The organism is Pseudomonas sp. DC1.2 (assembly GCF_034351645.1).
Lineage (GTDB): Bacteria > Pseudomonadota > Gammaproteobacteria > Pseudomonadales > Pseudomonadaceae > Aquipseudomonas.
On sequence record NZ_CP133782.1, the window covers coordinates 2691714 to 2718165 of the forward strand.

At 57.9% G+C, this 26452-nt stretch carries 26 protein-coding genes and 1 riboswitch; of the genes, 6 read left to right on the top strand and 20 right to left on the bottom strand.

Going from position 1 to position 26452, the window contains the following annotated elements; translation table 11 throughout:
- Positions 1 to 248 precede the first annotated feature (248 nt).
- Positions 249 to 719, top strand: coding sequence for a DUF1289 domain-containing protein (locus tag RHM68_RS12265; protein WP_290028322.1), 471 nt, complete (start codon positions 249 to 251; stop codon positions 717 to 719).
- A gap of 81 nt (positions 720 to 800) precedes the next feature.
- Here RHM68_RS12265 and RHM68_RS12270 read toward each other — a convergent pair whose 3' ends face one another.
- On the bottom strand, positions 801 to 1664 hold the full coding sequence (locus RHM68_RS12270) for a universal stress protein (protein ID WP_322223309.1): 864 nt from the start codon (positions 1662 to 1664) through the stop codon (positions 801 to 803).
- Positions 1665 to 1869: 205 nt separating this feature from the next.
- Here RHM68_RS12270 and RHM68_RS12275 point away from each other — a divergent pair, with 205 nt between their 5' ends.
- Positions 1870 to 2478, top strand: a complete 609-nt coding sequence (locus RHM68_RS12275; RefSeq protein ID WP_322223311.1) for a tRNA-(ms[2]io[6]A)-hydroxylase — start codon at positions 1870 to 1872, stop codon at positions 2476 to 2478.
- Between the two features lie 74 nt (positions 2479 to 2552).
- Positions 2553 to 2723, top strand: a riboswitch (yybP-ykoY riboswitch).
- Positions 2722 to 3294: a manganese efflux pump MntP gene (gene mntP / locus RHM68_RS12280; protein ID WP_322223314.1), complete on the top strand. Its 573-nt coding sequence runs from the start codon at positions 2722 to 2724 to the stop codon at positions 3292 to 3294. It overlaps the preceding riboswitch by 2 nt.
- 115 nt (positions 3295 to 3409) lie before the next feature.
- Here mntP and RHM68_RS12285 read toward each other — a convergent pair whose 3' ends face one another.
- From RHM68_RS12285 to RHM68_RS12305, 5 genes are all read right to left on the bottom strand, one after another.
- Complete coding sequence (locus RHM68_RS12285; protein ID WP_322223316.1) at positions 3410 to 4045, bottom strand: DNA-3-methyladenine glycosylase; 636 nt, start codon at positions 4043 to 4045, stop codon at positions 3410 to 3412.
- Positions 4046 to 4123: 78 nt separating this feature from the next.
- On the bottom strand, positions 4124 to 4927 hold the full coding sequence (locus RHM68_RS12290; protein WP_322223318.1) for an isocitrate lyase/phosphoenolpyruvate mutase family protein: 804 nt from the start codon (positions 4925 to 4927) through the stop codon (positions 4124 to 4126).
- A 33-nt stretch (positions 4928 to 4960) separates the two neighbouring features.
- Positions 4961 to 6043: a trifunctional transcriptional activator/DNA repair protein Ada/methylated-DNA--[protein]-cysteine S-methyltransferase gene (locus RHM68_RS12295; protein WP_322223320.1), complete on the bottom strand. Its 1083-nt coding sequence runs from the start codon at positions 6041 to 6043 to the stop codon at positions 4961 to 4963.
- Positions 6044 to 6142: 99 nt separating this feature from the next.
- Positions 6143 to 6613 (bottom strand): arsenate reductase ArsC, encoded by a 471-nt coding sequence (locus RHM68_RS12300; protein ID WP_322223777.1) that lies wholly within the window; start codon positions 6611 to 6613, stop codon positions 6143 to 6145.
- A 160-nt stretch (positions 6614 to 6773) separates the two neighbouring features.
- On the bottom strand, positions 6774 to 7394 hold the full coding sequence (locus RHM68_RS12305; RefSeq protein WP_322223322.1) for a LysE family translocator: 621 nt from the start codon (positions 7392 to 7394) through the stop codon (positions 6774 to 6776).
- Positions 7395 to 7566: 172 nt separating this feature from the next.
- Here RHM68_RS12305 and RHM68_RS12310 point away from each other — a divergent pair, with 172 nt between their 5' ends.
- Positions 7567 to 8154, top strand: a complete 588-nt coding sequence (locus tag RHM68_RS12310; protein WP_322223324.1) for a LysE family translocator — start codon at positions 7567 to 7569, stop codon at positions 8152 to 8154.
- A 51-nt stretch (positions 8155 to 8205) separates the two neighbouring features.
- Here the strand turns inward: RHM68_RS12310 and RHM68_RS12315 are convergent, their stop codons facing one another.
- Positions 8206 to 9039: an AraC family transcriptional regulator gene (locus RHM68_RS12315; protein ID WP_322223325.1), complete on the bottom strand. Its 834-nt coding sequence runs from the start codon at positions 9037 to 9039 to the stop codon at positions 8206 to 8208.
- 191 nt (positions 9040 to 9230) lie between these two features.
- Here RHM68_RS12315 and RHM68_RS12320 point away from each other — a divergent pair, with 191 nt between their 5' ends.
- Positions 9231 to 10199 (top strand): sensor domain-containing diguanylate cyclase, encoded by a 969-nt coding sequence (locus RHM68_RS12320; protein WP_322223327.1) that lies wholly within the window; start codon positions 9231 to 9233, stop codon positions 10197 to 10199.
- Between the two features lie 63 nt (positions 10200 to 10262).
- Here RHM68_RS12320 and RHM68_RS12325 read toward each other — a convergent pair whose 3' ends face one another.
- From RHM68_RS12325 to arnB, 10 genes are all read right to left on the bottom strand, one after another.
- Entirely contained in the window at positions 10263 to 10688 is a 426-nt protein-coding gene (locus RHM68_RS12325; protein WP_322223329.1) for a VOC family protein, read from the bottom strand.
- Between the two features lie 167 nt (positions 10689 to 10855).
- Entirely contained in the window at positions 10856 to 12484 is a 1629-nt protein-coding gene (locus RHM68_RS12330) for an ArnT family glycosyltransferase (RefSeq protein WP_322223331.1), read from the bottom strand.
- Positions 12457 to 13836 carry a UDP-glucose/GDP-mannose dehydrogenase family protein gene (locus tag RHM68_RS12335; RefSeq protein WP_322223335.1) on the bottom strand — a complete coding sequence of 460 codons (1380 nt, stop codon included), beginning with the start codon at positions 13834 to 13836 and terminating at the stop codon, positions 12457 to 12459. The genes RHM68_RS12330 and RHM68_RS12335 overlap by 28 nt, the downstream gene beginning before the upstream one ends.
- Positions 13833 to 14246, bottom strand: a complete 414-nt coding sequence (arnF, locus tag RHM68_RS12340) for a 4-amino-4-deoxy-L-arabinose-phosphoundecaprenol flippase subunit ArnF (protein WP_322223338.1) — start codon at positions 14244 to 14246, stop codon at positions 13833 to 13835. The genes RHM68_RS12335 and arnF overlap by 4 nt, the downstream gene beginning before the upstream one ends.
- Positions 14243 to 14587 (bottom strand): 4-amino-4-deoxy-L-arabinose-phosphoundecaprenol flippase subunit ArnE, encoded by a 345-nt coding sequence (gene arnE / locus RHM68_RS12345; protein ID WP_322223341.1) that lies wholly within the window; start codon positions 14585 to 14587, stop codon positions 14243 to 14245. The genes arnF and arnE overlap by 4 nt, the downstream gene beginning before the upstream one ends.
- Positions 14584 to 16233 carry a lipid IV(A) 4-amino-4-deoxy-L-arabinosyltransferase gene (gene arnT / locus RHM68_RS12350; RefSeq protein ID WP_322223343.1) on the bottom strand — a complete coding sequence of 550 codons (1650 nt, stop codon included), beginning with the start codon at positions 16231 to 16233 and terminating at the stop codon, positions 14584 to 14586. Before arnT ends, arnE begins: the two co-directional genes overlap by 4 nt.
- On the bottom strand, positions 16230 to 17114 hold the full coding sequence (gene arnD, locus RHM68_RS12355; RefSeq protein WP_322223345.1) for a 4-deoxy-4-formamido-L-arabinose-phosphoundecaprenol deformylase: 885 nt from the start codon (positions 17112 to 17114) through the stop codon (positions 16230 to 16232). The genes arnT and arnD overlap by 4 nt, the downstream gene beginning before the upstream one ends.
- Positions 17114 to 19105, bottom strand: a complete 1992-nt coding sequence (arnA, locus tag RHM68_RS12360; RefSeq protein WP_322223348.1) for a bifunctional UDP-4-amino-4-deoxy-L-arabinose formyltransferase/UDP-glucuronic acid oxidase ArnA — start codon at positions 19103 to 19105, stop codon at positions 17114 to 17116. Before arnA ends, arnD begins: the two co-directional genes overlap by 1 nt.
- Positions 19102 to 20121, bottom strand: coding sequence for an undecaprenyl-phosphate 4-deoxy-4-formamido-L-arabinose transferase (gene arnC / locus RHM68_RS12365; RefSeq protein ID WP_322223350.1), 1020 nt, complete (start codon positions 20119 to 20121; stop codon positions 19102 to 19104). The genes arnA and arnC overlap by 4 nt, the downstream gene beginning before the upstream one ends.
- The gene (arnB, locus tag RHM68_RS12370) at positions 20118 to 21266 is read right to left on the bottom strand and encodes a UDP-4-amino-4-deoxy-L-arabinose aminotransferase (RefSeq protein WP_322223351.1); all 1149 of its coding nucleotides are present in this window, start codon (positions 21264 to 21266) and stop codon (positions 20118 to 20120) included. Before arnB ends, arnC begins: the two co-directional genes overlap by 4 nt.
- A gap of 467 nt (positions 21267 to 21733) precedes the next feature.
- On the opposite strand from arnB, the gene RHM68_RS12375 reads away from it, so the two are divergent.
- The gene (locus tag RHM68_RS12375) at positions 21734 to 22579 is read left to right on the top strand and encodes a site-specific integrase (RefSeq protein WP_322223779.1); all 846 of its coding nucleotides are present in this window, start codon (positions 21734 to 21736) and stop codon (positions 22577 to 22579) included.
- 13 nt (positions 22580 to 22592) lie between these two features.
- On the opposite strand, the gene RHM68_RS12380 is transcribed toward RHM68_RS12375, so the two are convergent.
- Genes RHM68_RS12380 through RHM68_RS12390 form a run of 3 tightly spaced genes read right to left on the bottom strand, consistent with a single transcriptional unit; the run spans position 22593 to position 26258 of the window.
- Complete coding sequence (locus RHM68_RS12380) at positions 22593 to 23642, bottom strand: ABC transporter ATP-binding protein (protein WP_322223352.1); 1050 nt, start codon at positions 23640 to 23642, stop codon at positions 22593 to 22595.
- Positions 23639 to 25237 carry an iron ABC transporter permease gene (locus RHM68_RS12385; protein WP_322223354.1) on the bottom strand — a complete coding sequence of 533 codons (1599 nt, stop codon included), beginning with the start codon at positions 25235 to 25237 and terminating at the stop codon, positions 23639 to 23641. Before RHM68_RS12385 ends, RHM68_RS12380 begins: the two co-directional genes overlap by 4 nt.
- A 4-nt stretch (positions 25238 to 25241) precedes the next feature.
- Entirely contained in the window at positions 25242 to 26258 is a 1017-nt protein-coding gene (locus RHM68_RS12390; protein ID WP_322223356.1) for an iron ABC transporter substrate-binding protein, read from the bottom strand.
- Positions 26259 to 26452 lie beyond the last annotated feature (194 nt).

Genomic DNA, 26452 nt, shown 5'->3' on the forward strand with positions numbered 1-26452 from the left:
CTGATGAGGGTTGGCGTTGGGCTTTTCCCCGCTGGAAAAATCCATCGCCAACACCGCTCTGTAGGAACGACTGTGCTCGTGACGCTTTGAAAACAGCTTCAAACGGACATTGGCGCCTTAAAAGGCTGGCTGATTCTACGGCAAAAAAAAATTAAAGGTAAGTTAGCCCCTCAACTTTGAGGGGTGATGAATGTTAGACAAAGGGCTAACATGCCGACTTGTTCTGCTTTCCCGTGTTTTGCCTAACTATGCCCAATCAAACCATCAAGACTCCCTGCGTCGGCCTCTGCTCCACCGTTTACGGTGACTTGGTCTGCCGTGGCTGCAAGCGTTTCCACCATGAAGTGATCAACTGGAATGGTTACAACGAGGAGGAAAAGCGCGCGGTGTGGCTGCGTCTTGAGCAGTTGCTGTCGCAGGTGATGGCCAGCAAGCTGGAAGTGTTCGACTCGCAGCGCCTGCGCTTGCAGCTTGAGCAGCGGAAAATCCGCTTTGTGCCGCACCAGTCCGAGTATTGCTGGGCCTATCAGTTGATCGCACGGGGCGCCCGGGTCATCAACAATCTGGAGGCCTACGGAATGGTGTTGATGCCGGAGTTTCGCGACTGGAATTTGCCGGAGCTGCGCGATGCGATTGACCGGGAGTTCTTCCTGCTGTCCGAGGCGCATTACCAGCGCTACATCGCACCCGGATTCCTCAAGGACGCCTTCGGCGGCTGAGCTTTAAAAGCATCACGAACAGGCCTGCTCCCAGTGGGAGCAGGCCTGTTCGCAAAAGCAATCGGCTTGGCGCGATAGCTCTCAATGCCGCGTTACCACCTCTTCCAGATGGTCCATGATTTCGTCGGGCTTGAGCACCAGCACATCGCTCTCTACCGCATCCAGCACTACTTCCGCGGTATTGCCGATTAATGCGCCGGACAAGCCGGTGCGCGCCACGGTGCCGATGACCGTCACGGCCGCCTGAAGTTTGTGGACCATGTGCGGAATCAACACATCTGCCGGACCTTCATCGATGTGCAGGTGTTCATCATCGATGTCGAACTCGGCCTGAAACGCCTTGCACTGCTCGCGATACTTGGCCTCGATGGTTTCCCTGAGCTGGAACACCGGATCGGCCGATGACAGCATCGGTGACGGGTGAGCGCTGATCACATGCAATTGTGCCTTGGCCAGACTGGCGATGTCATAACCGTGATCGATGATGCAGGCATGCAGGGCGCGGTGTTCGTCGTCCGTGTTGCCGACGTCGATGGCCGCCAGGATGACCCCGCCGGTCCAAGGTTTAGACGTTTTCACCAGCAGTACGGGCGTCGGGCAGTAGCGCAGTAGTTTCCAGTCGGCCGGGGTCAGCAGCGCCTTTTTCAAAGGGCTGTCGGGGTAATGCTGTTTGACCACTAATCCGCAGCCCTCCGCCTGCTGCACATCGACGATGGTTTCGTGCAGGCTTTCGTTCCAGGCTTGCTCGGTGGTAACGCTATAGCCGTCCTGCACCAGCGCAGCCTTAAGCACGCCCAGCATGGCACTGTGATCGTGCTTTTTATCGCAGACCAGCAAGTGCAGGTGGGCTTGCGTCACGCCAGCGATCAGCTTGGCTCGTTTCAGCGCCAGGCTTTCCGAGTGCTCGGGTTCGATGACCACCAGAATGCTGCGAATGGCTTGCATGGTCGGGATCTCCAGTAAGTAAAAAACACTGCGTTGCACAACTATAGTTGCTGCTCGGCAACCCGGGACTTGATGCATATCAACGGTGGCGACTGGTGGTCTGTCGACAGGCCGGTATAATCGGCGCCCTTCGCCGTGAACCTTTGTCCGTGAGCCCCATGCTACTGAAGCCCGAAATCGTCGCCGTCCTGTCGGAAGTGAGCCAATGATTCTTCCCGAAATTCATCAGTTCCTTGGCTGCCGCACCCCCGATGGCTGGGTCCAGGCCGCACTGGCCGATCAGGAAACCCTGTTGATCGATCATAAAAACTGCGAATTCAAGGCCGCCAGCACGGCGCTGAGTCTCATCGCCAAATACCATTCCCATGTCGATTTGATCAACCTGATGTCGCGTCTGGCCCGCGAAGAACTGGTGCATCACGAACAAGTCATGCGTTTGATGAAAAAACGCAAGATCGAGCTGCGTCAGCTGTCCGCCGGTCGATATGCCTCGGGCCTGCGTAAAGTGGTGCGCAGCCACGAGCCGGTGAAACTGGTGGACACGCTGGTGGTGGGGGCGTTTATCGAAGCCCGTAGCTGCGAGCGTTTCGAGGCACTGGTGCCGCACCTGGATGAAGACTTGGGCAAGTTCTATTTCGGCTTGCTGAAAAGTGAAGCCCGGCACTTTCAGGGCTACCTGAAGCTGGCCTATCAGTACGGAGATGCCAAAGACATCGCGCAGGTGATCGACAGGGTCCGCGATGCCGAACACGCGTTGATTGAGTCGCCGGATGTGGAGTTTCGTTTTCACAGCGGTGTGCCCATCGCGGCCTGAGATGCTCAGGCGAGCAAAATGTAAAAATTCTAGTCCTTGATAGATTTTTCACATCGGCTCGGTTAATCTGCGCGCCTCTTTGGGGAGTAGCCTGCTTGCGATTCGTCGCAAGCGCCCGTATCAACATTCTCGGCAACATGCCGTGGTGCGGGCACCTTCTGGTTGGTGAGACCATCGACATACCTGCGCTGAAGTCGGGCGCGCGGGCATGTCGTGGACTCAAGCCCGACCGGATGTTTCAGCGTGAACCTAGCCTCTCTAATATTCCTTGCCTTTGCCATGTCTACCGACGCCTTCGCGGCCGCTATCGGTAAAGGCTCTAGCCTGCATAAACCTAAATTTCTCGAAGCACTGCGTATTGGGCTGATCTTCGGCGTGATCGAAGGGCTCACGCCGATTGCCGGCTGGTTTATTGGTCAGGCCGCCACGCAGTTCGTCTCCAGCTGGGACCATTGGGTCGCCTTCAGCCTGTTGCTGGTCCTCGGTCTGCACATGATCTATAACGGGGTCAAAACTGAAGAGGCCGAAGAAGTCGAGGTCGAAAAACCCAAGCAACATGGCTTCTGGTTGCTCGCCGTCACCGGTTTCGCTACCAGCATCGACGCGCTTGCCGTCGGCGTCGGCTTGGCTTTCGTCAACGTCAATATTTGGCTTGCGGCAGGCTTGATCGGCTTGGCCACCATGACCATGGTCACCATCGGCGTCATGCTCGGTCGGGTCATCGGCAGCGTCATCGGCAAACGTGCTGAAATTGCTGGCGGTGTGGTCCTGATCATTGTGGGCTCGGCGATTCTCTATGAGCATCTCTCGGTCTGATAAACCCAGGCGTCTGCTGTCTCGTATCGCTGCCCGGAGCACCTATGCACCGGGCTGCATACCGCTGAAAAACGCTGACGGCGTGTTCGCTGGGCGCACTGTATTTGAGTCGATGTCAGATAATGCGCGGCGCAACCTTGTCGGATCTTTGCCACAAGTACCACGCCGCGACTGTCCGATACGGACGCCAACCCAGTCCGATCTCGATCATCTGCTTACGATTGGGTTGCGCGTCCAACTCTTTGAGGCGTCGATAGCCTTCACGCACGCCAAAATCATCCGCCGGTAAAATATCCAGCCGCTCCAGGCTGTAGATCAACAGCATCTCCACCGTCCAGCGACCCACCCCGCGCAGGGTGATCAAACGCTCGATCAGAGCCTCGTCGTCCATCGCCAACGCCGTTGCATAATCCGGCACTACGCCGTCCAGCGTTGCCTGGGCAATTCCCTGAAGGGTCGTGATCTTGCTGGCGGAAAATCCACAGCTGCGTAGCTGCGTGAAATCTGTCGCCAGAATCTGTTCGGGCTCAGGGAATGGACTGGATGGAAACAGTGCCCGCAAGCGCCCGACAATCGCATCCCCGGCGCGGGCATGCAGTTGCTGATAGGCAATGGCCCGCACCAGCGACTCGTAAGGTTCGCGCGTTGGATGGGGTTGATGGCGGCAGGGGCCAACGGCGTCGATATGGCGCCGCCAATCGTCATCAAGGGAAGCCAGGAATTGGCTGGCGGGCAGATAGGTATCGGGCATGCAATATCCAGAAGGGCAGCGGTCACTGTGGGCAAGGTGAGTCGTCCTGCCCGCAGTGCAGCACTGTGTAACGTGCGGTCAGTTATTGTCGAGCAGCGCATTCACTTCGCCGTAGGTAAAGGCTTTGAGATCACGGCTGTCAAGCTTGCCGGTCTCCAGGAAGCTTTTAGCCAATGACTGCATGGCACCGTAGAGTAATTCGGCGATGCTTGAACCTGCCGTCAAACGCCTTACACCCAAGGCCCGCAGCTCCTCAGGCGAGGGCAGACACGGGAGGCCCAGCACGTTCACCGGCAGAGGTGTGTCTTGGCAGATCGCAGCGATTTCATACGCGGCGGTCACGCCTGCGGCAAATAACCCATCGGCGCCAGCGGCCCGATATAACGCGGCGCGCTTGAGCGTTTCAGCGACGCGATCTTCGGCGGGCACCAGATTTTTCAGGTACACATCGGTGCGTGCGTTGATGAACAGCCGCACGTTGCGCCGCTGGGCGACCTGGCGCGCCATCTCGATTTTGCGCACCAGCAGCTCAGGCGTTGCAAAGCCGTCTTCGATGTTGATCCCGACGGCGCCCGCCGCGATCACAGCGTCAATTACCCTGGCAACCTGTTCAAGATCATCGGAATAGCCAGCCTCGATGTCTACGGTCAACGGCACGCTGATGACCCGGGCAATCGATTCGACTGTCGCCACCAGTCGTTCGAGAGGCAGCGCGTTGCCGTCCTTGTAACCGTGAAGCCACGCGACTGCCGCGCTGCTGGTAGCGACTGCCTGGCTGCCCAGCTGCTGCACAATCCGCGCACCGGCTGCGTCGGCGACGTTAGCGAGGATCAGCAAGCCGTTCTGGTGAAGGTTGTGGAACTGTTGGTCGAGCGCGTCCATTGAGTTTCAATCCTTGTGAAAAACACAGCGTGATTAGAATGCGAGGGGTTGAGTAATCTGCACCGCAGCTTTTTCCAGCCTGAGGAGAAAAGCCTTGCGCGGTTGTCCGCCGCCATAGCCGGTCAGCGAGCCGTCCGCCCCGATGACCCGGTGACAGGGCAGCACGATAGCGAGTCTGTTCTGGCCGTTCGCCAAGCCGACGGCGCGGCTGGCCCCGGGTTTGCCCAGCACGGTCGCGATAGCGCCATAGGTGCGGGTCTGGCCGTAAGGGATTCGTGCCAGTTCGGCCCAGACTCGTTTAGCGAATTCACTGCCCGGCAGGTGCAGAGGCACCTTGAATTCGCTCAGTTGCCCGTTGAAGTAGCACGTCAGTTCTGCTTCGATCTGCTGTAAATGGGCGTTGTGTCCGGGGGCGACGGCGTAACCATAACGGTTCTGCAGCTCTTCGACTTCCCGCGTCAGCGCCGGACGATCCAGAAACTCCAGCAACACCAGCCCGCGACGCTCGGCCATGGCAATCATGGGCCCCAAAGGCGTGGTCAGTCGAGTGAACAGCAGCGGCTCGCTATGCGCCGCTCGGCCTGGCGTGATGTGGAAAGATTTCTGAAACGCGTCGCGAAAACCACTTAAGGATTCGTATCCGGAGTCATACGCAACGCTATCGATGGACTCGCCTTGCTTGATTCCGCCCAGCGCCATGCCCAAGCGCCGGGTGCGCAGCCACGTGTGGAAGGTCATGCCGAAATGCTGCTTGAACCAGCGCCGCAGTTTGAGTGGTTCGACGCCTGCGGCCTGCAAATGGGCATCGGTCCAGCGGTGTTCGGGGTCGCCGTCCACGGCTTTGAGCAACGTCTGCACCCAGTCCGGGGCGATGGCCGCGGCGTCCAGTGGTTTGCAACGCAAGCAGGCGCGGTAGCCTGCCGATAAACATTCATCGGCGTTAGCAAAGAACTCGACGTTCTCCGGCTTGGGTTTGCGTGCTGTGCAACTGGGACGGCAGAAGATGCCCGTGGTTTTAACCGCAGTAAAAAACACCCCTTCGTAGGCAGTGTCTCGTTCGAGCATGGCGCGAACCATCTCGGCGTGGGGTGGAAGCAGGGGGCTTTGTAGGTTCATGGCCTGAGCATAAGGCTCACGGCCTTAAGCCTCCACCGCAAAATCGACAGTAAATTCAACGCCTGCGTCATGGGACGCGCTCCCGATTCGATAAAGGCTTTACAGGGTGGCGATACGGTCAAGCTCTGCCTTTAGTTGTGCGCCGCCGAGGTGGTTAAAGTCGAGGGCGAAGAACGCTGCAAAGCGTCGTTTGATGATGCCAACGGTGCAGTCGAAGGCATGCTGAATCTGCTGTTCTGTGCCGTGGACATCCGAAGGATCAGTGAGGCCCCAGTGGCTTTTTATCGCCGGACCCAAATAGACCGGGCACGCTTCACCGGCGGCCTGTTTGCAGACCGTGATGACCAGATAGGGCGGGGAGTCGGTGAACACCGAAGCGTCTTTGCTGTAGAGGCCTTTGGTGTCAATACCTAAGCGTTGCAGTGTCTGCACGGCGTGCGGGTTGAGCTGGCCGCTTGGAAAACTGCCGCAACTTACCGCTTCATAACCTGTCGGCGCCAGGTGATTGAACAGCGCCTCGCTCAACACGCTGCGGCAACTATTGGCGGTACACATGAACAGGACTTTGATTGAGGCGGGACGCGGGTTCATTGGGCTTGCTCATATATATGGAGATTCGAATATATACGTGCCTGTTCTGCAAATGCCAGCGCCCTCGTTCAGGTCATAGACCTGTAGCGAGGGGTGCCTTGATAGCATGCGCGGTGCTGCCACTGATTTGCTTATCGCCTCAAGCCCGGCGAGCCATCAGCAACACCGACGCTGCTGCTGCCAACAAACCCGCGCAGCAGCGGTTGAAAATTCGCTTGCCTCGAGGCTCGGCAAACCAGCGACGCATGTGCAGTCCCATGTAGGCGTAAGCGCTAATGGCGATCCACTCCAGCATCAGAAACAGGACGCCGAGCACTGCGAATTGCGGTGTCACTGGGAGAGAGGGATCAACAAACTGCGGCAGAAACGCGGTGAATATCAAGATCGCTTTGGGATTCCCCGCGGCCACCAGAAATTCCTGGCGGGCCAGCGCGACTCTACCTGCCTTTGAAGCAGTGACGTGCTCTTGGGCGTTTGGGTCGGCGCGCCACAGTTGCCAGGCGATGTACAGCAAGTACGCCGCGCCTAGAATCTTGATGGCATAGAACAGCCACTGCGAAGTGCTCAGTACGACGGACAGCCCGACGGCAGCCAGGGCAATCATCCCGGCAAACGCCAACAATCGGCCAATGCCGGCCATGCAGGCTCGACGGTAACCGTAACGGGTGGCGTTACTGACAGACAGCAAATTATTCGGGCCAGGGGCCATATTCAGGGCAAAGCAGGCCGGAATAAAGAGCGTGAGGGTGGCGAGGTCCATGACGGGGCTCCAGTAGCCGGAGCGATATTTTTATCACAGCTGACGCGCTAGTTGACCCATACAGTGAGGCGCAGAAATCGCTGCACAGTGTTTAGGGGTGTTTTCTTCAATACAGCAGCAGAGGCGGCTTATACCGTCAGGCCTGTTTCTACTGAATTGAAGAAGGTGAGTGATGAGTCTGATGATCTCTATGGCGGCGTTCGCTTTGGCCTCTTCCATAACCCCTGGGCCGGTAAACATCGTGGCGTTGGGTTCGGGGGCTCGTTATGGGTTTCGTGCCACGTTGCGTCATGTGTTGGGGGCTACGCTGGGGTTCGTGGCGCTGCTGGTGTTGATGGGCCTGGGGTTGCACGAGCTGCTGGTGCTTTGGCCGTTTTTGACGCGGGTTGTGCAGTTGGCTGGCGTGGTGTTTTTGTTGTTTATGGCCTGGAAGCTGGCGATCGATGACGGACGCCTCAATACCGGGGAGAAGGGCGAGGCGCCTTCAATGTTCTACGGCGCGCTGATGCAGTGGCTTAACCCCAAAGCCTGGCTGGCCTGCGTTGCGGGGATGGGCGCGTTTGTCGCGGACGGTGAGGTGCGCCTGGTCTGGCAGTTCGCGGTGATCTATCTGGTGGTCTGCTACTTGTCGGTGGCCTGTTGGGCCTATGCCGGGACGTTCTTACGCGAGTATTTGAACAACACCAAGGGCATGCGCTTGTTCAACCGGACGATGGCGTTCATGTTGACGCTGTGTGCCGGGTATTTGGTGTATGCCTAGATAGACTGGTTCGCCCAAAAGAAGGCTCCGCTGCCAATAGCGATGTTGCTCTTAGCATCGATATTGTCCTGGCGTCGCGGCCAGGTGCTGTTTAAACGCACGCTGGAAATGCGCTTGATCGGCAAACCCTGCTTCCAGGGCAACGTCGGCGATCAACTTTCCACTGCGCAGCTGTTCGCGAGCAAACTGAATCCGGCGATTGACCAAAAAGGCGTGGGGGGGCATGCCGTAATGCTGTTTGAACGCTCGAATCAGGTACGAAGGCGACAGTTGGGCTGCCTCGCAAATGTCCTCAAGCTTGAGCTGGTGTGTGCAGTGTTCGCGGATGTAGTCGGCCGCTCGTTCGAGTTTGAAGTTGGGCTCGCGCACTGGCTGATCGGCAGGGTTGAGTCGTTGCTGCACATCGGTGAAAAATTCCACTGCGGCACTGTGCTTGCGCAGTACCTCCTGCTGCTCATCGACGAGGATGTCGTACAGCGCCTTAAGGCCGGAAAACAGATGGATGTCGTGTAAGTGGGTGGTGGAAAACCTGCGAAAAACAGGGGCCTGACTAAAGCCCAGTTGATGTTGCAGATCTATCAACCAAGGCGTTTCGACGTAGAGCATTACGTAGGACCAGGGTTGGTCGTCAATAGGATTGCAGGCGTGTACATCGCCAGGATTCATCAGCACCACTGTGCCGGCGCCAACCTGATAGTGCGCGAGTTCATGAACATAGGTGCTGCGTCCGGCGGTGATTGCACCCATGGAAAAGTGAGTGTGGGAATGTCGGGCGTAGCAGACCTCGCGACCATCAGCGATGGCCCTGGCCTCAATGAAGGGCAGGGCGTCATCGCGCCAGAAGCGCGGTGCTTTGTCAGCGTTTTTGGCGGCAGCGTGTTTCATGGTCAGTATTTCCGGCGGGCCTGCGCGCCAGTGTATTAGCTCCGGTGGTCAAAGGCGCGTGCCAATTGGGCTCTTTTTCAGGTTGACCGATGGTCGCCGAAGCGCACATCTGTGGCGAATTACGCTGAGCTATATGGGCAACATCTACGGTTGGTCTACGCTCAAGAAGATAACCCTCAACGGAGTGCGCGATGCGGTCGCCAAGCAAACCCCTGAATGAAAGCTCCCGATTAGAAACCCTGCACTCGCTGAATGTGCTGGACAGTGCGCCGGAGGAACGTTTTGACCGGCTCACCCGCCTGGCTCGGCGTCTGTTTAATGTACCGATTGCCCTGGTGACCTTGGTGGACGCTGATCGCCAGTGGTTTAAATCGTGCATTGGAATGTCTGAGCCCCGCGAGACCGGACGAGACGTCTCGTTTTGTGGCCATGCGATCTTGAGTGACCAGATTTTGATGGTCACCGATGCTGAGCAGGATGAGCGTTTTCACGATAATCCACTGGTGGTGGGCGACCCAGGCATTCGCTTCTACGCCGGTTGCCCGCTGAGCGTCGGCGACGGCAGCAAGTTGGGGACTTTGTGCCTGATCGACACTCGGCCGCGCCGACTGGACGATGAAGAGCGCGAACTGCTGCGTGACTTGGCGCGGATGGCCGAGCAAGAGTTGATGGCCGTGCAGATGGCAAGCATGGATGAGTTGACCTTGTTGTCTAACCGACGTGGTTTCAAGGCGTTGGCCCAGCATGGCCTGGAGGTGTGCCATCGGTTGAAAAAACCCGCGAGTTTATTGTTTTTTGACCTCAACGATTTCAAGCAAATCAACGATCTTTACGGGCATGCCGAGGGCGACAGCGCCCTGAAAACCTTCGCAGACGTGCTGCGGATCGCCTTTCGTGAAAGTGATGTGGTCGGCCGCTTGGGGGGCGATGAATTCGTCGTATTGCTGACGGGGTCAAACCTTACGGAAACCACGGCGGTCATGGCGCGACTCAAAGAGATTCTCGATGAGCGCAATGCCACGTTACAGCGCGGATACGACATTCGATTCAGCGTCGGGCAGATCGAATATGACGCCAATCGTCATGACACCGTGGATCGTCTGTTAGCCGATGCTGACGGCGCGATGTATGCCCACAAGCAATCGTTGAGAAAACGCTGAACCTGTCGGCAACGTGCGCGCATACCGGTCACCGTGGGTCTGCATCGCTTGCCTGGGTGCGGGTCATTTGGCGAATAGCTGGCCAATATCCTTGAATGCCTTGAACTCGAGCGCATTGCCGCAGGGGTCAAACAAAAACATCGTGGCTTGTTCACCCACCATGCCTTGAAAGCGAATGCCCGGCTCAATCACAAAGCGCGTATTGCGTGCCTTCAAGCGTTCGGCCAAGGCTTCCCATGCGTCCATTGTCAACACCACGCCAAAGTGTGGAACAGGCACATCGTGGCCATCTACGGTATTGGTGTGCGCGGATTCTTGAGCGGCGTTTTTTGGCGCCAGGTGAATGACCAGTTGATGGCCAAAGAAATTGAAATCGACCCAGTGATCGCTGGAGCGACCTTCCTCAAGGCCGAACACCTCACCGTAGAAATTGCGTGCGGCTGTTAAGTCGTAGACCGGGATGGCCAAGTGAAAAGGGGAGAGTTGCATAAGGCGTGCCTCGACGGTCGGGAATTACGGTTGAGTTGTCGGCTCAAGTCATTCGTCGCGAGCCGTTTGTGCTGATCGTTTCGCAAGATCTGGGCAGTGTTTGCACGGTGTCGAGCCTGAAAGATTGCCACCTGCGACAACGTTGAAGCTGCCGCAGGTGGCATCGGTCAGGGCTCCAGGCGCAGAAGCACGTAATCGTCTTTATCAAAGCTGCCGCTCAGCACCGGTTGCAAAGCGCCCAAGCGGGTGCCTTGTAAACGTTGGAAGTCGCGTTGGCCAAGCATCAGCCAAGCGGGTCCATTGAGTTTATCCAGATCTTCTACGGACTCGCTGAACAGAGGTTGCAGGTCTTGCTCGATATTGACCATGAACTTGATCGCCTTCGCGTCCTTGCCCATTCCGAACAACATCAGTGGTGCAGGTGCTTTGTGTACCTGTTCCATGACCGCAAGACTGAACGTGCGGGTGTCATAGATCCGCCGTTCTGCCGACTCGAATACCAGAATGTACGCCGACCACAGCGCTAAAACTGCGCAGAGCGCCAGTGTCTGTGCTCTCCAGCGTGGACGCAGCAGTACACACAGTGCGATCGCCTGCAGCATCCCGAGTACGATCAGCGCCGGTAGGACGTTGGTCAACTGCTCGGGAAAACGCCGCTGAGCCACCAGCAATCCGCCGATCAGCAGACCGGGAACCAGCAACCACAGGCCCTGTATCACGCCACGCAGCCAGACAAACACCCGTCCTTTTTCCACCTGGAAGGGATACGCCGCAATGATCGCTGCCATGGGCAGCATCGGTAGCAGGTAACGCGCTTTTTTCGCTTGGGGAATCGACAGGCCAACCATCACGATCAACCCGGCCGCCGCACAATATTGCAGCAGGCGCAGCGTTGGCCCGACCTGTCGCGGACGACTCAGGCCAACCACGGCCAGCGTCAACAGCGCGAAGGGATAAGCCAGTGCGTAATTACCCAGCGAACTGGTGAAGTAATACAGCGAGCCGCTCACGCCTTCTCTGCCGTCCATGCGTCCCATGAACTGCATGCGAATCACGTCTTGCATAAAGGTCGGGCCGCCGCTGACGTTAGCCAGCCACAGCAGTAACCCTACGCACAACGCCAGCAGCACCGACGCCACCAGACCGAAACTCAACAGGCGCCGCCACTCTCGGTTAAGCAGGTAGTAGCTGCAGAGCATGCCGGTGGGAATCACCAACCCGATTGGGCCTCGGATCCCAAAGCCCAGCAGCAACAGGGCAAATATCAGCAGCAAACGGCGCGGGGCATGGAAATGGTCCGCGGCATAACCCAGGTAGAACACTGAAAACGCCACGGCGGCGAGCATCAGGTCCAGGGACATGGCACGGGCTTCGGTGATGAAGGTGCTGGTCAGCAACAGCATCGCGATACTGAGCAACGCCCAGCGCGTGGAGTAGGGCGCCAATAAGCGGTACATCAATGTCACGATGACCGATCCGGCAATCGCACTGGGTAGCCAGGCCGTCAAGCTGTTGACCTGCCCAAAGGGCAGGGACAACAACCAGGTGAACAGCGTCGTTACTGCCGAATAGTCAGCATAGGGCTGGCCATAGGTGGTCGGGAAAAACGATGGCCCGTGACGCAGCATTTCCTGAGCGAACAGAACAAACCGCGAGTCGAAGCCAATCGCGGTCTGGTTATAAACCCCCGCGATGAACAGCAACAGCGCCAGCAGTCCCAGACTGAGGGACTGTCGGCGAATCGCAGGGGTGGGCTGAACCGACACCGTCAGGCAACCACAGGTGTAGAAGGCCATTGCTGGTGAGGGATCGGCAGTTTGCGCGATTCACCACGACCCATTGGGAAGTACAGGAAGCCGTTGCGTGCGAGGCGTTCGGCGTCAAACAGGTTGCGCCCGTCGAAAATGACCGGGGCCGAGAGACGTTCACGGATCAGGTCGAAATCAGGGGCCTTGAACTGCTGCCACTCGGTGCAGATGATTAGCGCGTCGGCGCCAGTGAGTGCCGATTCCGGAGTACCCAGGAGCGTTAACTTCGATTCGTTCGGGTACAGATGCTGGGTTTCCTGCATCGCTTCCGGGTCGAATGCACGCACATTGGCGCCGGCAGCCCACAAGGCCTCCATCAACACCCGGCTTGGGGCATCACGCATGTCGTCGGTGTTGGGTTTGAACGCCAGGCCCCAAACGGCAAAGGTCTTGCCGGCCAAGTCGCCCTTGAAGAATGCGTTGACACGCTCGAACAGCTTGTTCTTTTGACGCTCGTTGATCGCCTCTACCGCTTGCAGCAGGTCACTGGAGCAATGAGCCAGCTCAGCACTGTGGATCAGCGCGCGCATGTCCTTTGGAAAGCACGACCCGCCATAACCGCAGCCTGGGTAGATGAAGTGGTAGCCAATGCGCGTATCCGCGCCGATGCCCAAGCGTACCGATTCGATATCGCAACCCAGGTGTTCGGCCAACTCGGCAATCTGGTTGATGAAGCTGATTTTGGTGGCAAGCATGCAGTTTGCTGCGTACTTGGTCAGCTCGGCGCTACGCAGGTCCATGAACATGATGCGATCGTGGTTGCGGTTGAACGGTGCGTACAGCTCGCGCATCACATCGCGCACTTCATCGCGTTCACAGCCAACGATGATGCGGTCTGGGCGTCGGCAGTCAGCCACCGCGGTCCCTTCCTTGAGGAACTCGGGGTTGGAGACAATATCGAATTCCAGCTCGCGGCCGGCGTCTTTCAACTTGCCCAGGATGTGCGCGCGCAGGGTGTCACCCGTACCGACCGGAACGGTGGATTTTTCCACCAGAATCAGCGGCTGCACTCGGTGGCGTGCGACCGCATCACCCACCGACAGTACGTAGCTCAGGTCGGCCGAGCCGTCTTCGCTGGAGGGGGTACCCACTGCGATGAACAATACTTCGCCGTGCTGTACAGCGAGTTTCTCATCGGTGGTGAACTGCAGGCGTTTAGCCTCCAGGCTTTCTTTGACGAGCGTGGCCAAGCCGGGCTCGAAAATGCTGACGTGGCCTTGCTTGAGCAGTTCGACCTTTTTGGCATCGATGTCCATGCAGATCACATCGTGGCCAACTTCGGCCAGAACGGCGGCCTGCACGAGGCCAACGTAACCACTACCAAATACACTGATTTTCATGAGGCATTCCTAAGAACAGATGCGCGAGCAGGTCGAGAGTTGATGGTTATGACCCCGAGGATGACCAGCGCCACCCCGAGGCTTTTTGAAAGACTGAAATGTTCGTTGAACACCGGCAAACTGGCTGCCAGCAGGTACACCAGCGCGTAGCTGATGCTCAAAAGCGAATAGGCGCGCCCTAACGGTAAATCTTTCAGGGCCAGCAACCAGCAGAGCATTGAGAGAACGTAAGCGAAAATAGCCGCCATGACCACGCCGACGGCGGACAGGTCCACGCTGCCATTGCTCAAGGCCGCCAGCCATTGTTCGGGGTGTGGCAGCCGGCTCATGCTCCAGCGCATGCCCAGTTGAGCACTGCTGACCAACAGCACGCTGCCCAAAGCAAAAGTGATTCCACGGCGTAGGCTCATGCGTGTTGTCCCAGCAAAATTACGCCACCAATCACCAGCGCTACACCCAGCCAGTGACGACGATCGACGGCTTCGTGGAAAACGAAGCGAGCCACCAGCGTAATGAGTACGAAATTAAGGCTCAGCATCGGATAAGCGACACCGACCTCAAGGCGCTGCAATACCAGCAGCCAGACCAGAAGACCGAAACCCAGGGAGAGCAAGGCGAGCCAAAGCCAGGGCGAGCACAACTTTTCGCTCCAGCTCGACTCTTTGCCGCGCCAACTCTCTACGGCGTACTTCTGGGCGATCTGGCCCAAGCAGGTCAGCAGGCAGGCGGTCAATAGCAGAAGCAGGCTCATGAGGCGTCCTGAGGGAAAATCATGATCACCAGGTTGCCTTGTTCATAACGTTTGCCATCTTTGGGTAACAAGTCCACTTCCTGAAGCTCGTCGTCGCCTTTGACCCGCATGATCACGCCCACGGAACCGCTTTTGCGGGCTTCGCGCATCCACTGTTGAACCTGATCGGTAGTGATGCGCCGGTTACCGGTGTCGAGATAGTCCAAACCATATTTAAGTTCGCCGACCGTGTTGTAAAGCGCCACTTGCGGACGTTTCAAGCGCCAGGCCAAGGCCGAAGCCGCTCCCAAATCGTTGCTCAGCAGCCGGCCAGTCTGACCGAGTTCTTGAGCGTGTTCGAGGATGAACTGGTCAGGCATCTTGTTGGACACCACGGAATTCGGCAGGCCTGCCGGTATCAGTCCGACCAGCATCAGGCTGCCGAACGCCGGCGCCCCCCAGCATTGAAGGGGCCTGAACGCTTGCAGAAGATTGGCCATGATCCAGCCGATCAGCCCCATGAACACCAGAATCAGGTGGTGCAGTTCATGGTCGTATAAAGGTTTTTTCAGTTGAAAGTAGACCAGGGCAACCAACACGGCGATGCCCATGATCAGGTTCAATAGGCCATTGATTCCCAGGGCCCGACCTTGCTCAAGCTTCAAACGGTCGGCCAGTGCGCTGCCCAACAACAGTGACAACGGCATCAGGCAAGGCAGGATGTAGGCCGGCAGCTTACCGTTGCTCAGACTGAAGAAAATCAGCGGCATCAATAGCCACAGCAACAAAAAACCTATGTTCGCTTGACGACGGGTTTGCCACGCCTGCTTGAGTGCCGACGGTAGCAGCGCCGCCCAAGGCAGACTGAAGGCAACCAGCAGCGGCAGGTAATACCACCACGGCGCGTCATGTTGTGCATCGTCGCCAGCGAAGCGGCGGATGTGCTCGTGCCAGAAGAAGAACCGCCAGTAGTCGGGTTCCTGGGAGTGTACGGCGAGGACCCACGGCAAGCTGATTGCGATAGCCACAACCACCGCTATCGGGCCGTAGACCAGCAGTTCACGCCAGCGTTTTTGCCAGATCATCCAGGGCAGGGCGATCAGTACCGGCAATAGCCAGGCGAGAAAACCTTTGGTCATGAAACCCATGCCGCACGCCAGCCCCAGCACGGCCCAACCCACAGCACGCTGGCCGCGAGTCACACTGTCCAGCGCAAACCACAGCGCAACCAGGCTCAAGTTGACCCAAAAGGTAAATTGCGGATCAAGGTTGGCATAACCGGCTTGGCCGGCGATTACAGTAAAACTCATGTAGAGCAAAGCGCAGGCGAAACTTTTGCGCGGCTCGTTCCACAGGCGTCGGGCGATCAGAAAGCACAGTAAACCGCTAAGTACCGTGCTCAGCGCTGAGACAAAACGCACGCCGAACAAGTTATCGCCAAACAGCGCCTGGCCCAGAGCGATCATCCAGTAGCCAGCGACTGGTTTCTCGAAATAGCGTAAACCCATGAAATGCGGTGACACCCAGTTACCGCTCAGGAGCATGTCCTGGCTGATTTGGGCGTAGCGGGTTTCGTCGGGAATCCACAAACCGTGGGAGCCCAGAGGCAGCAGAAACGCCAACAGAAAAAAGCACAGCAACAAAGGTAACGCCCAGCGTTTACTCATTTGCCTTGTACCCCCAACCAACCTTCGCGGCCCTCAAGGGCGCCGCGCACTACTCGTCCTGCCGGCAGGCTGGCGAGTGACTCGGGCAACAGGTCGCCCAAGGGTTGGAAGTGGATGTCACGCTGGCGTGCATCAGCCAGCAGTTGACGGAAATCGTTTGCCATTAGAATCCCTTCTACCTCGGCATGGATCGTGTAGACATTCAGCTTTTCTGGGGTGAAGCGATCCAGAATGAACGTGTTGAAATCTTTGGCGGCCACGGTCGGACCTACCACCTCGTCGAAGGTTGGTAAGTCGACCGGTATTTGTGGCGCACCCAGGCGGCCATCGGCCAATGTCGGCAAGAACAGATTCTGCCCCCGGCAATCGCTGTTATAGCGAAAGCCAAAAGCCTGCTTTGCCTCGATGATGCGCTCGTCCGCCCGCCAGCCGGCGGATGCCGAGCACTGCACCTTCTCACCGAGAATATCGCTGAGGCTGTCTACGCCTCGGCGAATCTGCTCGATCAGTTGTGCGTCGCTCCAGCGTCCCGCGTTAGCCTGCCAGCCATGGTGATCCCAGGCGTGCAAGCCAACTTCATGACCAGCGGCCTGAGCCTGACGCATCAAATGCCCCAGGTCGCGGCCAATAGATTTCCCTGGCCAGGCAGTGCCGGCCAGCAAAATATCCCAGCCATAGAGGCCAGCGGCATTTGAGCGGAGCATTTTCCAGAGAAACTGCGGGCGGATGAGACGCCACAAGTGGCGCCCCATGTTGTCCGGCCCAACGCTGAAAAAGAACGTCGCCTTTACCTGCGCTTCATCGAGAAGTTCCAGCAGCCGTGGCACCCCCTCACGGGTGCCCCGGTAGGTGTCGACATCGATTCGAAGGCCTGCCTGCATTAGCGCTTGTCCGCGATTTCGAGCATGGCTTCGCGCAGGAAGAAGTCCAGCGTGTTACCGATGGTTTCGCTCATCTCTACAGTCGGTTCCCAGTTCAGCAAACGCTTGGCGTTGGCAATGCTTGGCTTACGGTGTTCCACGTCCTGATAGCCAGCGCCGTAGAACGCCTTGCTTTCGACGTCGCGGAAACCGGCGAACGGAGGGAAGTTGCTGCGCAGAGGATGCGCTTCGAACTGACGCAGCAGCTCTTCGCCCAACTGACGAATGCTGGCTTCGTTTTCCGGGTTACCGATGTTGATCACTTGACCGTTGCACGCGTCATTTTCGTTATCAACGATACGGGCCAGGGCTTCGATGCCGTCGGCGATGTCGGTGAAGCAGCGTTTTTGCTCGCCGCCGTCGAACAGACGGATCGGTGTACCTTCGACCAGGTTCAGGATCAGCTGGGTAATGGCGCGGGAGCTGCCGATACGTGCCGAGTCCAGACGGTCCAGACGTGGACCCATCCAGTTGAATGGACGGAACAGGGTGAAGTTCAGGCCTTTGGCGCCGTAGGCCCAGATCACGCGGTCCAGCAGTTGCTTGGAGACCGAGTAGATCCAGCGTTGCTTGTTGATCGGACCAACGATCAGGTTGGAGGTGTCTTCGTCGAAGTTCTTGTCCTGGCACATGCCATAGACTTCGGACGTCGATGGGAAGATCACGCGCTTGTTGTATTTAACGCAGTAGCGAACCAGTTTCAGGTTCTCTTCGAAGTCGAGTTCGAATACGCGCAGTGGGTTGCGGGTGTATTCGATCGGCGTGGCGATAGCCACCAGTGGCAGAACCACGTCGCACTTCTTGATGTGGTATTCGATCCACTCGGAGTGAATGCTGATATCGCCTTCGACGAAGTGGAAGTTTGGATGGCTGCGCAGGCGCTCGATAGCGTCGGAGCCGATGTCCAGACCATAGACGTCGTATTTGTCGTCACGCAGCAGGCGCTCGGACAAATGGTTACCGATGAAACCGTTAACACCAAGAATCAGCACACGGGTGCGACGTGGAGTACGACCCGACTCAGCACCACGCAGAACCGAACCATCAACCAGGCCCAGTTCATTAGCCAGTTGCGGCCCACTCAGGTACAGGCCGTTATCGTTGCGCTGACCGGAAGTGATGATCAGAGAGTCTTCACCGCAAGCAATACGCAGCGGGTCGACACTGATGACACGGCCTGGCTCCAAGCCTTCATTGCCTTTGGCGACTTGTGCGCTCCAGACAATCAGTTTGTGCTCGCCAACAGCGCAGAACGCGCCTGGGTAAGGCTGGGTGACGGCGCGAACCAGATTGAACAGCTCTTCAGCCGGTTTTTTCCAGATCAGCTTGCCATCAGCAGAGGTACGACGACCAAAAACAGTGGCTTTGGATTCGTCCTGTGCGGTTTCGGTAATTTTGCCTTGCAGCAATGCAGGCAGGGTGTCGCTCAGCAGGGCAGCGGCGGCTTCGCGCAGTTTGCCGTGCAAGGTCAACGCAGTGTCGGCACGTTCAATCGCCACTTTTTGCTGGGCAATGATGGCGCCGGCATCGGCACGTTTGACCATGCGGTGCAGGGTCACGCCAGTTTCGGTTTCGCCGTTGACCAGCACCCAGTTGGCCGGTGCGCGGCCACGATAGGTCGGCAGCAACGAACCATGCAGGTTGAATGCACCTTTACTGGCGGTGGCCAGCAGTGGCTCGCTCAGCAGGTTACGGTAGTAGAACGAGAAGATGTACTCAGGGTTCAGCTTGCTGATGCGCTCGATCCACAGCGGGTGGTTGGCATCTTCTGGCGCGTGAACAGGAATGCCCTTGTTTGCACACAGTTGCGCGACGGAGCCGTAGAAGGCGTTTTCCTTCGGATCATCGGCGTGGGTGAACACGGCCGCAATCTCAAAACCTGCGCCAAGCAGGGCTTCGATGCCGGCACAGCCGATATCGTGATAGGCGAAAACAACAGCTTTTTTGCTCATGAGAGAACCTGATCTGAAGAAGTAGAAGTGAGACCGTCAACGGTGACAACGGGAGCAGGGGAGGCGGCTTGGTTACGCAAGACTTTTTCAATAAAGAATCGCGGACGAGCCCGGACATCGCTGTACATGCGGCCCAGGTATTCACCCAGAAGGCCCATGCCGATGAATTGTCCACCGGTGAACACGAAGAGCACGGCAAACAGCACGAAAGTGCCGCCGCCGGCCCAGCCGGCGCCAAAGGCCAGGCGCAAGATGACAAGCGCAACGGCGAATATTACGCCCAGAGCCGCCATGCCGAAACCGACGATGCTAAGCAGGCGCAGCGGCGTGGTGGTCATGCAGGTGATCAAGTCGAACATCAAATTGACCAGGCGCATTGGGCTGTATTTGGAATCGCCATGTTCGCGCTCAGCGTGGGTCACCAGAATTTCGGTGGTGTGCCGGGCGAAGCTATTGGCCAGGATCGGAATAAACGTGCTGCGCTCGCGACAGGCAAGCATCGCATCGACGATCGTGCGGCGGTAAGCGCGCAGCATGCAGCCGTAGTCGCTCATGGCAACGCCGGTAGAGCGCTGAACCGCGAGGTTGATGAGCTTGGACGGCCAGCGCCGCAAAGCCGAATCCTGGCGGTTATTACGGACGGTGGCGACCACGTCATAGCCGAGCTCAGCCTGAGCCACCAGCCGTGGAATTTCTTCCGGCGGGTTTTGCAGGTCGGCGTCGAGCGTGATGACGACATCACCCTTGCACTGTTCGAAACCGGCCATGATGGCGGCGTGCTGGCCATAGTTGCGGTTGAGGATGACCGCCACGATGCAGCTGCCTTCACGATTGGCGGCGTCTTCGAGGATTTGTGCCGAATTGTCGCGGCTGCCGTCGTCCACCAGCACGATTTCGTACTCATGGTGCAACTGCGCGCAGGCCGCTTCGGTACGACGGAGCAGTTCGGGCAGGCTTTCTTCTTCGTTGTAGACCGGTATGACGATCGACACGCAGTTGATTGGATAAGGTCTCAAAGGCTTTTGTCCATTATGTGTTCAATGGCGCCGACGACACGTTCAACGTCATCGGTGGTCATGTCGGGGAAAAGCGGGATAGAGCATAGCCGTGCCGAGTTCCATTCGGTATTGGGCAGGTAGATGTTCGGGAATCGCTGGCGGTAGTAAGTGTGCAGGTGCGTGGCGATAAAGTGAATACCGGTGCCAATGTTTTGCGCCTGCAAGGCTTTCATGAATGCTTCACGGTCCAGACCGCAGCGCTCGGCGTCGATACGCAAGATGAACAGGTGCCAGGCGTGTTTGTGCGGATGCGTCGGGATCGCCAACGGTTGCACCGGCAGGCCTTCGAGGCGTTGCAGGTAAGTCTGGGCCAATGCGGTGCGTTTGGCATTGATGTCGTCCAGACGCTCCAACTGCACCAGGGCAATGGCTGCGTTGATATCGGACAGGTTGTACTTGAAGCCAGGTTCAATCACCTGTGCCTGAGGCTTGCGGCCGTGGGTCAGGCGATCATAGGCGTCAACACCCAGACCGTGGAATTTGAGCATCCTGACGCGATTGGCCAGTGCTTCATCGTCACTGACGAACATCGCGCCTTCAGCGCAGGTCATGTTCTTGATCGCGTGGAAGGAGAAAATCGCCGTGCCCTGAGAGCCTACATGACGCCCCTTATAGAAGGTGCCCGCCGCATGGGCCGCGTCTTCGATGACGGCGATCCCGTGCTTGTCGGCCAGGGCGTAAAGTGGGTCCAGATCGAACGCTGCGCCGGCGTAATGCACCGGGATGATCGCCTTGGTGCGGGGCGTAATCGCGTCTTCGATGCTTTGCAGGTCGGTCATCAGGGTGTCGCGGTCAACGTCGACAAAAACCGGCGTTGCCCCCAACAGGCAAATCATGTTCGCGGTGGAAACCCAGGTCTGGGAGGGGGTAATGACTTCGTCGCCGGGGCCGATGCCGAGCGCCAGCAGTGTGATGTGCATGCCTCCGGTCGCTGAGGACAGTGCAACGGCATGGCGACAACCGACATAACTTGCGAATTGTTCTTCAAGGGCCTGGCTTTTTGGCCCGGTGGTGATCCAGCCGGAGCGTAGCACTTGCTCGACAGCCGCAATTTCTTCATCGCCGATACTGGGGCGAGAGAAGGGGAGAAAAGCCTGACTCATGGGGACCTCGGGGCAGAAGCATCAACAGATTTCAGGTAAAAAGCCTTGGATCCACATTGAGCCTAGACGCTAAAACAAAAGCTGCATCAATTGGTTACTGACGAAATGTGACAAATTGCTTTGATTGACGTGTCGTTCGTGGAGCGGGCTAGAGTATGGAGGCTAGACTCGTTCAGGTTAAGCGCAAAAATGTGAAAGGGACATGAAAAAGCGGTTGTTGATTCATTTATCTGAAGTTTAGACAGCGATAGTTCAGACTTCGACCACTCATGGCGTGCTATTCAGACCTGTCCTGCAACTATCTAGCCCCTTACAGTAAATACGCTTAACTCTTTAGTTAACGCGTTAACCCGTTTCATTCAAGGCTGTTTCGTTTGATTGACTTACCTGCTGACAGGGCCAGTGTTTCTGCCACTAACCCGCTAACCGTCTATCTTGCACGACTGGCGCCGTCGAGCCAACTGACCATGCGCTATGTGTTGCAGGACGCGGCTGACCGACTGGGTTTCGAGGACCTGAACATTGAAGAGATACCCTGGCACCACTTGCAGCCTGAGGATGTGATCGCTTTGGTGGCGACATTGCGTGCAGATGGCTATGCCCCTAACACTTCGTCGCTTTACGTGAACGCGGTACGTGGGGTGATGAACGAAGCCTGGCGCATGAGCCTGATTAATCAGGAGCAACTGCTGAAAATACGCTCGGTCAAGGGCATCGCTGGCACACGGCTGTCTCAGGGGCGCAATCTCAAGCGCTCATTGATTCAGGACTTGATGTCGGTCTGTGCGGCTGACCCGCGACCACAAGGTTTACGGGACGCGGCGATCATTGCGGTGCTGTATGGCTCGGGGATGCGCAAGTCGGAGTCGGTCAACCTTGATCTGAATCAGGTCGACTTTATCGAGCGCAGCCTGCGGGTCACCGCCAAGGGCAATAAACAGTTGATCAAGTACGCACCCGCCTGGGCTTTCGCCAAGCTGGAGGCATGGCTGGAGTTACGGCGCCAACAATTGCCAGTTGGGCAAGAGGACGATCTTTTCCTGTTCAATCGTATCCGCCGTGGCAGCCACATCACCCGTGAGCGCATCACCAAGCATGCGATCTACTACATCGCGCGACAAAGGGGCGCGCAGGTCGGGATGAAAATTATGCCGCACGATTTCCGCCGCTCATTCATCACCCGAGTCATCGAAGAGCATGACTTGTCGATTGCACAAAAGCTTGCCCACCACAGCAATATCCAGACCACGGCCAACTATGACGTGCGCGATGACAATGAACGGCGCCGCGCGATCGATCGCTTTGATCTGTGAGGCGTGGCGTGATTCAGGCGCTGAGCACGTGAGCCTGCCCAATCGTGGTTACATGGACCCGGCTGCCGGCGGGTGGGGCATGCATGCCCGAGCTGCGCACCAGCAATGACCGGCCCGGTTGGTCGCCAGGCTGCAGCTCTACGGTCAATGTGCATGTATTACCGCCGAAGTCGCGTTCGGTCACAATGCCGGGGCAACCTCTTGAATCCTCCGGTGGGCTGTCTATCTGTAACTGCTCGGGCCGCAACATGATCTGCGCTGTGGTGCTTGTGCCTTGGTTGCTGACCGCGATGCGGCCCAAGTCGCAATAGGCCCAGCCGGCCTCGATCCTGGCGGGCATGACCACTGCATCACCGAGAAAAAGAGCGGTTTGCTCATCGTCGGGATAGCGGTACAGGTCCATCGGCTGCCCAGACTGCACCAGCCGGCCTTGGCGCATGACCGCCAGTTGATCGGCAAACGACAACGCCTCGCTCTGATCGTGGGTGACCAGAATGGTAGTAACGCCTGCATCGGCGAGTAATCGCGCGACCATCTTGCGCATGGCTGCCCGCAGGCCGGTATCCAATGCCGAGAACGGTTCGTCCAGCAACATCAAACGGGGTTGCTGCGCCAGCGCTCGTGCAAGTGCCACTCGTTGCTGCTGACCGCCGGACAGTTCATGGGGCCAACGTTTAGCCATGCTCGCGTCCAGAGCGACGCTGTCCATCAGTTCGGCGATGCGCTCCTGCCTGGCAGGCCCTTTGTCCGCCAGCCCGAAACCGATGTTGGCGGCCACGGTCATGTGAGGGAACAAAGCACCGTCCTGAGGTACGTAGCCGATCATGCGTTGGTGGGCGGGAACTTGGTGCGTGCTGTCCAGCAACATCTCTCCGTTGAGCGACAGGCTCCCGGAGTCGGGGAATTCGAAACCTGCAATCATGCGCAGCAAGGTGGTCTTTCCGGAGCCCGAAGGCCCGACGATCACCGTGCGACTGCCGGTGGGCACAGACAAATTGATATTTTCCAGTGCCCGCTGAGTACCAAAGGATTTGTAAATAGAGTTGAGTTCAAGGGCGTTCATCGGCCAGCCGTGCGTTTGGATTGGTGATAAAGAAGTCCGGTCAGCGGAAGCGACAGCAAAATCATGATCAGGGCGTAGGGTGCCGCAGCGGCATAATCGATTTCGCTGGTCATGGCCCAGAACCCGGTGGCCAGGGTGCGTGTACCGTTCGGTGCGAGCAACAAGGTGGCGGTCAGCTCATTGGTGATTGCCAGAAACACTAGCGCGGCACCGGCGGCGGCACCCGGTGCGGCCAGGCGTAAAGTGATCAGCCACAAGGCGCGTCCCGGTGACCGGCCAAGGCTGCGCGCCATGTTCTCCAGCTCTACCGGCGCCTGGGCGATGCCTGCCCTTAAACTCACCAGTGCTCGGGGCAAGAACATCAGCAGATAAGCCAGCAGCACGGTAATGGTGGTCTGGTAGATGGGGCGAGCGAAGTGGATCGTCACCGTCACCAGGGCCAGGGCGACGACGATGCCTGGCAGTGAACTGGTGATGTAATTGCAGCTTTCCAGAATTCGTTGCAAGCGCCCTGGTGCGCGAATCGACAGCCAGGCAATCGGGATGGCCGCGCAGGTCGTCAGTGCGGCGCCGGCGATCCCCAGCAACAAGGTCTGTTGCAAGGCTGGCAGGAGTTCGCTCATTTGCCAGACTTGACTGCCACCGGCTATCAGCCATTTGCCGAGGGTGATCAACGGCACGCCCAGTGCCATGGCGCAGGTCACGATCTGCAGGATAAGGGCGAGCCCGGTTGTCTTGTCATCCAGGCGCACGATCCGCTGCTCCCGAGCGCTGCCTGAACCGACCCGAGCATAGCGGGCATTGCCGCGCGCCGCCGATTCAGCGGTCAGCATCGTCAGGCAGCACAGCGCCAGAACCCCGGCGAGCATGTTCGCGGCGGGGCCGTTGAAGGTGGATTTGAACTGATCGAAGATCGCTGTGGTGAACGTGTCGAAGCGAATCATTGCGTACAAGCCGTATTCGGCCAGCAGGTGCAAACCGACCAGTAATGCACCGCCGCAAATGGCCAGGCGCAATTGCGGTAACACCACCCGGAAAAACACCGCCCAAGGCTTCAGCCCCAGGGATTCGGCGACATCTTCGATGGCAGGATCAAGCCGGCGCAGGGTTGCGGCCACCGGCAAGTAGAGAAAAGGAAAGTAGGCAATCACCGACACCAGCACACCGGCTGGTAATCCATGAATCGACGGTATCAGGCTGACCCAGGCGTAACTGTGGACGAACGCCGGCACCGCCAGCGGTGCGGTGGCCAGCAACGACCACCAGCGTCGTCCGGGCAGGTTGGTACGTTCTGTCAGCCAGGCCAGTGCAACGCCCAAAACAATGCATAAAGGCAGCGTAATGACTACCAGCAGCACCGTGTTGATCAATAGTTCGGCCACCCGAGGGCGGAATACCAGCGCCTCTATCGTCGCCCAGCCGGTTTGCCAGGACACGCCGATCACAAACGCAATCGGCAGCAGCGCCAGCAGTGAAACCAGCACTGACAAACCGGTCACCCAGGCGCCACCTCGGCCGATGAAGAGACCCCGGGAGCGTCGCAGGTTGTTCGCGGGTATCACCGAAGCGATACCCGTTGGTAGGGTTTCAGGCATCAATTCAGAGCAGTCCTGCCTGGGTCATCAGTTCCACCGCTTTTTTGCTGTCGAGTTTTGAGGCATCGACCGCCGGTGCGTCGAGTTGTGGCAAGGGTACCAATTTCGGGTTGGACTGGGCGTTTTCACCCACGGCGTATTCGAAAGAGTTGCCGTTCTTGAGAATTGCCTGGCCGTCTTTACCAGTGATCCATTTCAGGAATGCCTGGGCTTGCTCCTTGTGTTTACTCGACGCTAGAACGCCGCCGCCGGAGATGCTGACAAAGGCGCCTGGGTCTTTGTGCTTGAAATAGTGCAGGGAGGTGTTTTTGCTGTTTTCGCCCGTCTTGGATTGATCAACGAAGGCGTAGTAGTGGTAGATCACGCCGCTGTCGATCTGGCCGGCGTTGACGGCTTTCAGCACCGCACTGTTACCCCGGTAAACCGTGGTGTTGGCTTTCATCGCTTTCAGCCAGTCGAGGGTAGCGGCTTCGCCCTTCAGTTCCAGCACGGCGGCGACGATGGCCTGGAAGTCAGCGCCGGCCGGCGAGGCAGCCCAGCGGCCTTTCCAGCTTGGGGAGGCCAGGTCCATCAGCGATTTAGGCAGGTCGGCTTCGGCCAGCTTGCTTGGGTTATAGACAAAAACGGTGGAGCGCGCGGCGATCCCTACCCATTTGCCATGTGCCGGACGGTACGCCGAGCCGACTTGTTCTAGGGTCTTGGGCGCCACAGGTGCAAACAACCCAGCGTTGTCGACAAGGACCATCGCTGGGGAGTTTTCGGTCAGGAACACGTCTGCTGGCGAGGCGGCGCCTTCCTGAATGATCTGGTTACCCATCTCGGTGTCGTCGCCATTGCGCACGGTGACCTTGATCCCGGTTTCCTTGGTAAAGCCTTCGACCCAAGACTTGGTCAGGCTTTCGTGCTGCGCGTTGTAGACCACGATGCCGTCAGTGTCCGCTGCTGCATAGACATGCCCGGCGCTGACGAGCGCAGTGGCCAGCAGTGCTTTTTTAAGAAACGAAGGGATACGGGTGGTCATGCTGTGCCAGCTCCTGTTTTTGGAATGTAGGTATGCGTGATCGACAGTGTGTTAGAGAAACGTCCTCATGACTGTAGATCAATACGAATCATTTGCATGTGTGAGGCGCGGCGAATGTAAAACGTCGAATGAGAAAAAAACGTCAAAAATATCGTTATTTAGTTTCATGTGGCGAAGAGAGAGCGAATTGGCGG

Coding starts and splice junctions, on each gene's coding strand:
- RHM68_RS12265 (WP_290028322.1), top strand. CDS start 249: ATGCCCAATCAAACCATCAAGACTCCCTGCGTCGGCCTCTGCTCCACC.
- RHM68_RS12270 (WP_322223309.1), bottom strand. CDS start 1,664: ATGCAAGCCATTCGCAGCATTCTGGTGGTCATCGAACCCGAGCACTCG.
- RHM68_RS12275 (WP_322223311.1), top strand. CDS start 1,870: ATGATTCTTCCCGAAATTCATCAGTTCCTTGGCTGCCGCACCCCCGAT.
- RHM68_RS12285 (WP_322223316.1), bottom strand. CDS start 4,045: ATGCCCGATACCTATCTGCCCGCCAGCCAATTCCTGGCTTCCCTTGAT.
- RHM68_RS12290 (WP_322223318.1), bottom strand. CDS start 4,927: ATGGACGCGCTCGACCAACAGTTCCACAACCTTCACCAGAACGGCTTG.
- RHM68_RS12295 (WP_322223320.1), bottom strand. CDS start 6,043: ATGAACCTACAAAGCCCCCTGCTTCCACCCCACGCCGAGATGGTTCGC.
- RHM68_RS12305 (WP_322223322.1), bottom strand. CDS start 7,394: ATGGACCTCGCCACCCTCACGCTCTTTATTCCGGCCTGCTTTGCCCTG.
- RHM68_RS12310 (WP_322223324.1), top strand. CDS start 7,567: ATGAGTCTGATGATCTCTATGGCGGCGTTCGCTTTGGCCTCTTCCATA.
- RHM68_RS12315 (WP_322223325.1), bottom strand. CDS start 9,039: ATGAAACACGCTGCCGCCAAAAACGCTGACAAAGCACCGCGCTTCTGG.
- RHM68_RS12320 (WP_322223327.1), top strand. CDS start 9,231: ATGCGGTCGCCAAGCAAACCCCTGAATGAAAGCTCCCGATTAGAAACC.
- RHM68_RS12325 (WP_322223329.1), bottom strand. CDS start 10,688: ATGCAACTCTCCCCTTTTCACTTGGCCATCCCGGTCTACGACTTAACA.
- RHM68_RS12330 (WP_322223331.1), bottom strand. CDS start 12,484: ATGGCCTTCTACACCTGTGGTTGCCTGACGGTGTCGGTTCAGCCCACC.
- RHM68_RS12335 (WP_322223335.1), bottom strand. CDS start 13,836: ATGAAAATCAGTGTATTTGGTAGTGGTTACGTTGGCCTCGTGCAGGCC.
- arnF (WP_322223338.1), bottom strand. CDS start 14,246: ATGAGCCTACGCCGTGGAATCACTTTTGCTTTGGGCAGCGTGCTGTTG.
- arnE (WP_322223341.1), bottom strand. CDS start 14,587: ATGAGCCTGCTTCTGCTATTGACCGCCTGCCTGCTGACCTGCTTGGGC.
- arnT (WP_322223343.1), bottom strand. CDS start 16,233: ATGAGTAAACGCTGGGCGTTACCTTTGTTGCTGTGCTTTTTTCTGTTG.
- arnD (WP_322223345.1), bottom strand. CDS start 17,114: ATGCAGGCAGGCCTTCGAATCGATGTCGACACCTACCGGGGCACCCGT.
- arnA (WP_322223348.1), bottom strand. CDS start 19,105: ATGAGCAAAAAAGCTGTTGTTTTCGCCTATCACGATATCGGCTGTGCC.
- arnB (WP_322223351.1), bottom strand. CDS start 21,266: ATGAGTCAGGCTTTTCTCCCCTTCTCTCGCCCCAGTATCGGCGATGAA.
- RHM68_RS12375 (WP_322223779.1), top strand. CDS start 21,734: ATGCGCTATGTGTTGCAGGACGCGGCTGACCGACTGGGTTTCGAGGAC.
- RHM68_RS12380 (WP_322223352.1), bottom strand. CDS start 23,642: ATGAACGCCCTTGAACTCAACTCTATTTACAAATCCTTTGGTACTCAG.
- RHM68_RS12385 (WP_322223354.1), bottom strand. CDS start 25,237: ATGCCTGAAACCCTACCAACGGGTATCGCTTCGGTGATACCCGCGAAC.
- RHM68_RS12390 (WP_322223356.1), bottom strand. CDS start 26,258: ATGACCACCCGTATCCCTTCGTTTCTTAAAAAAGCACTGCTGGCCACT.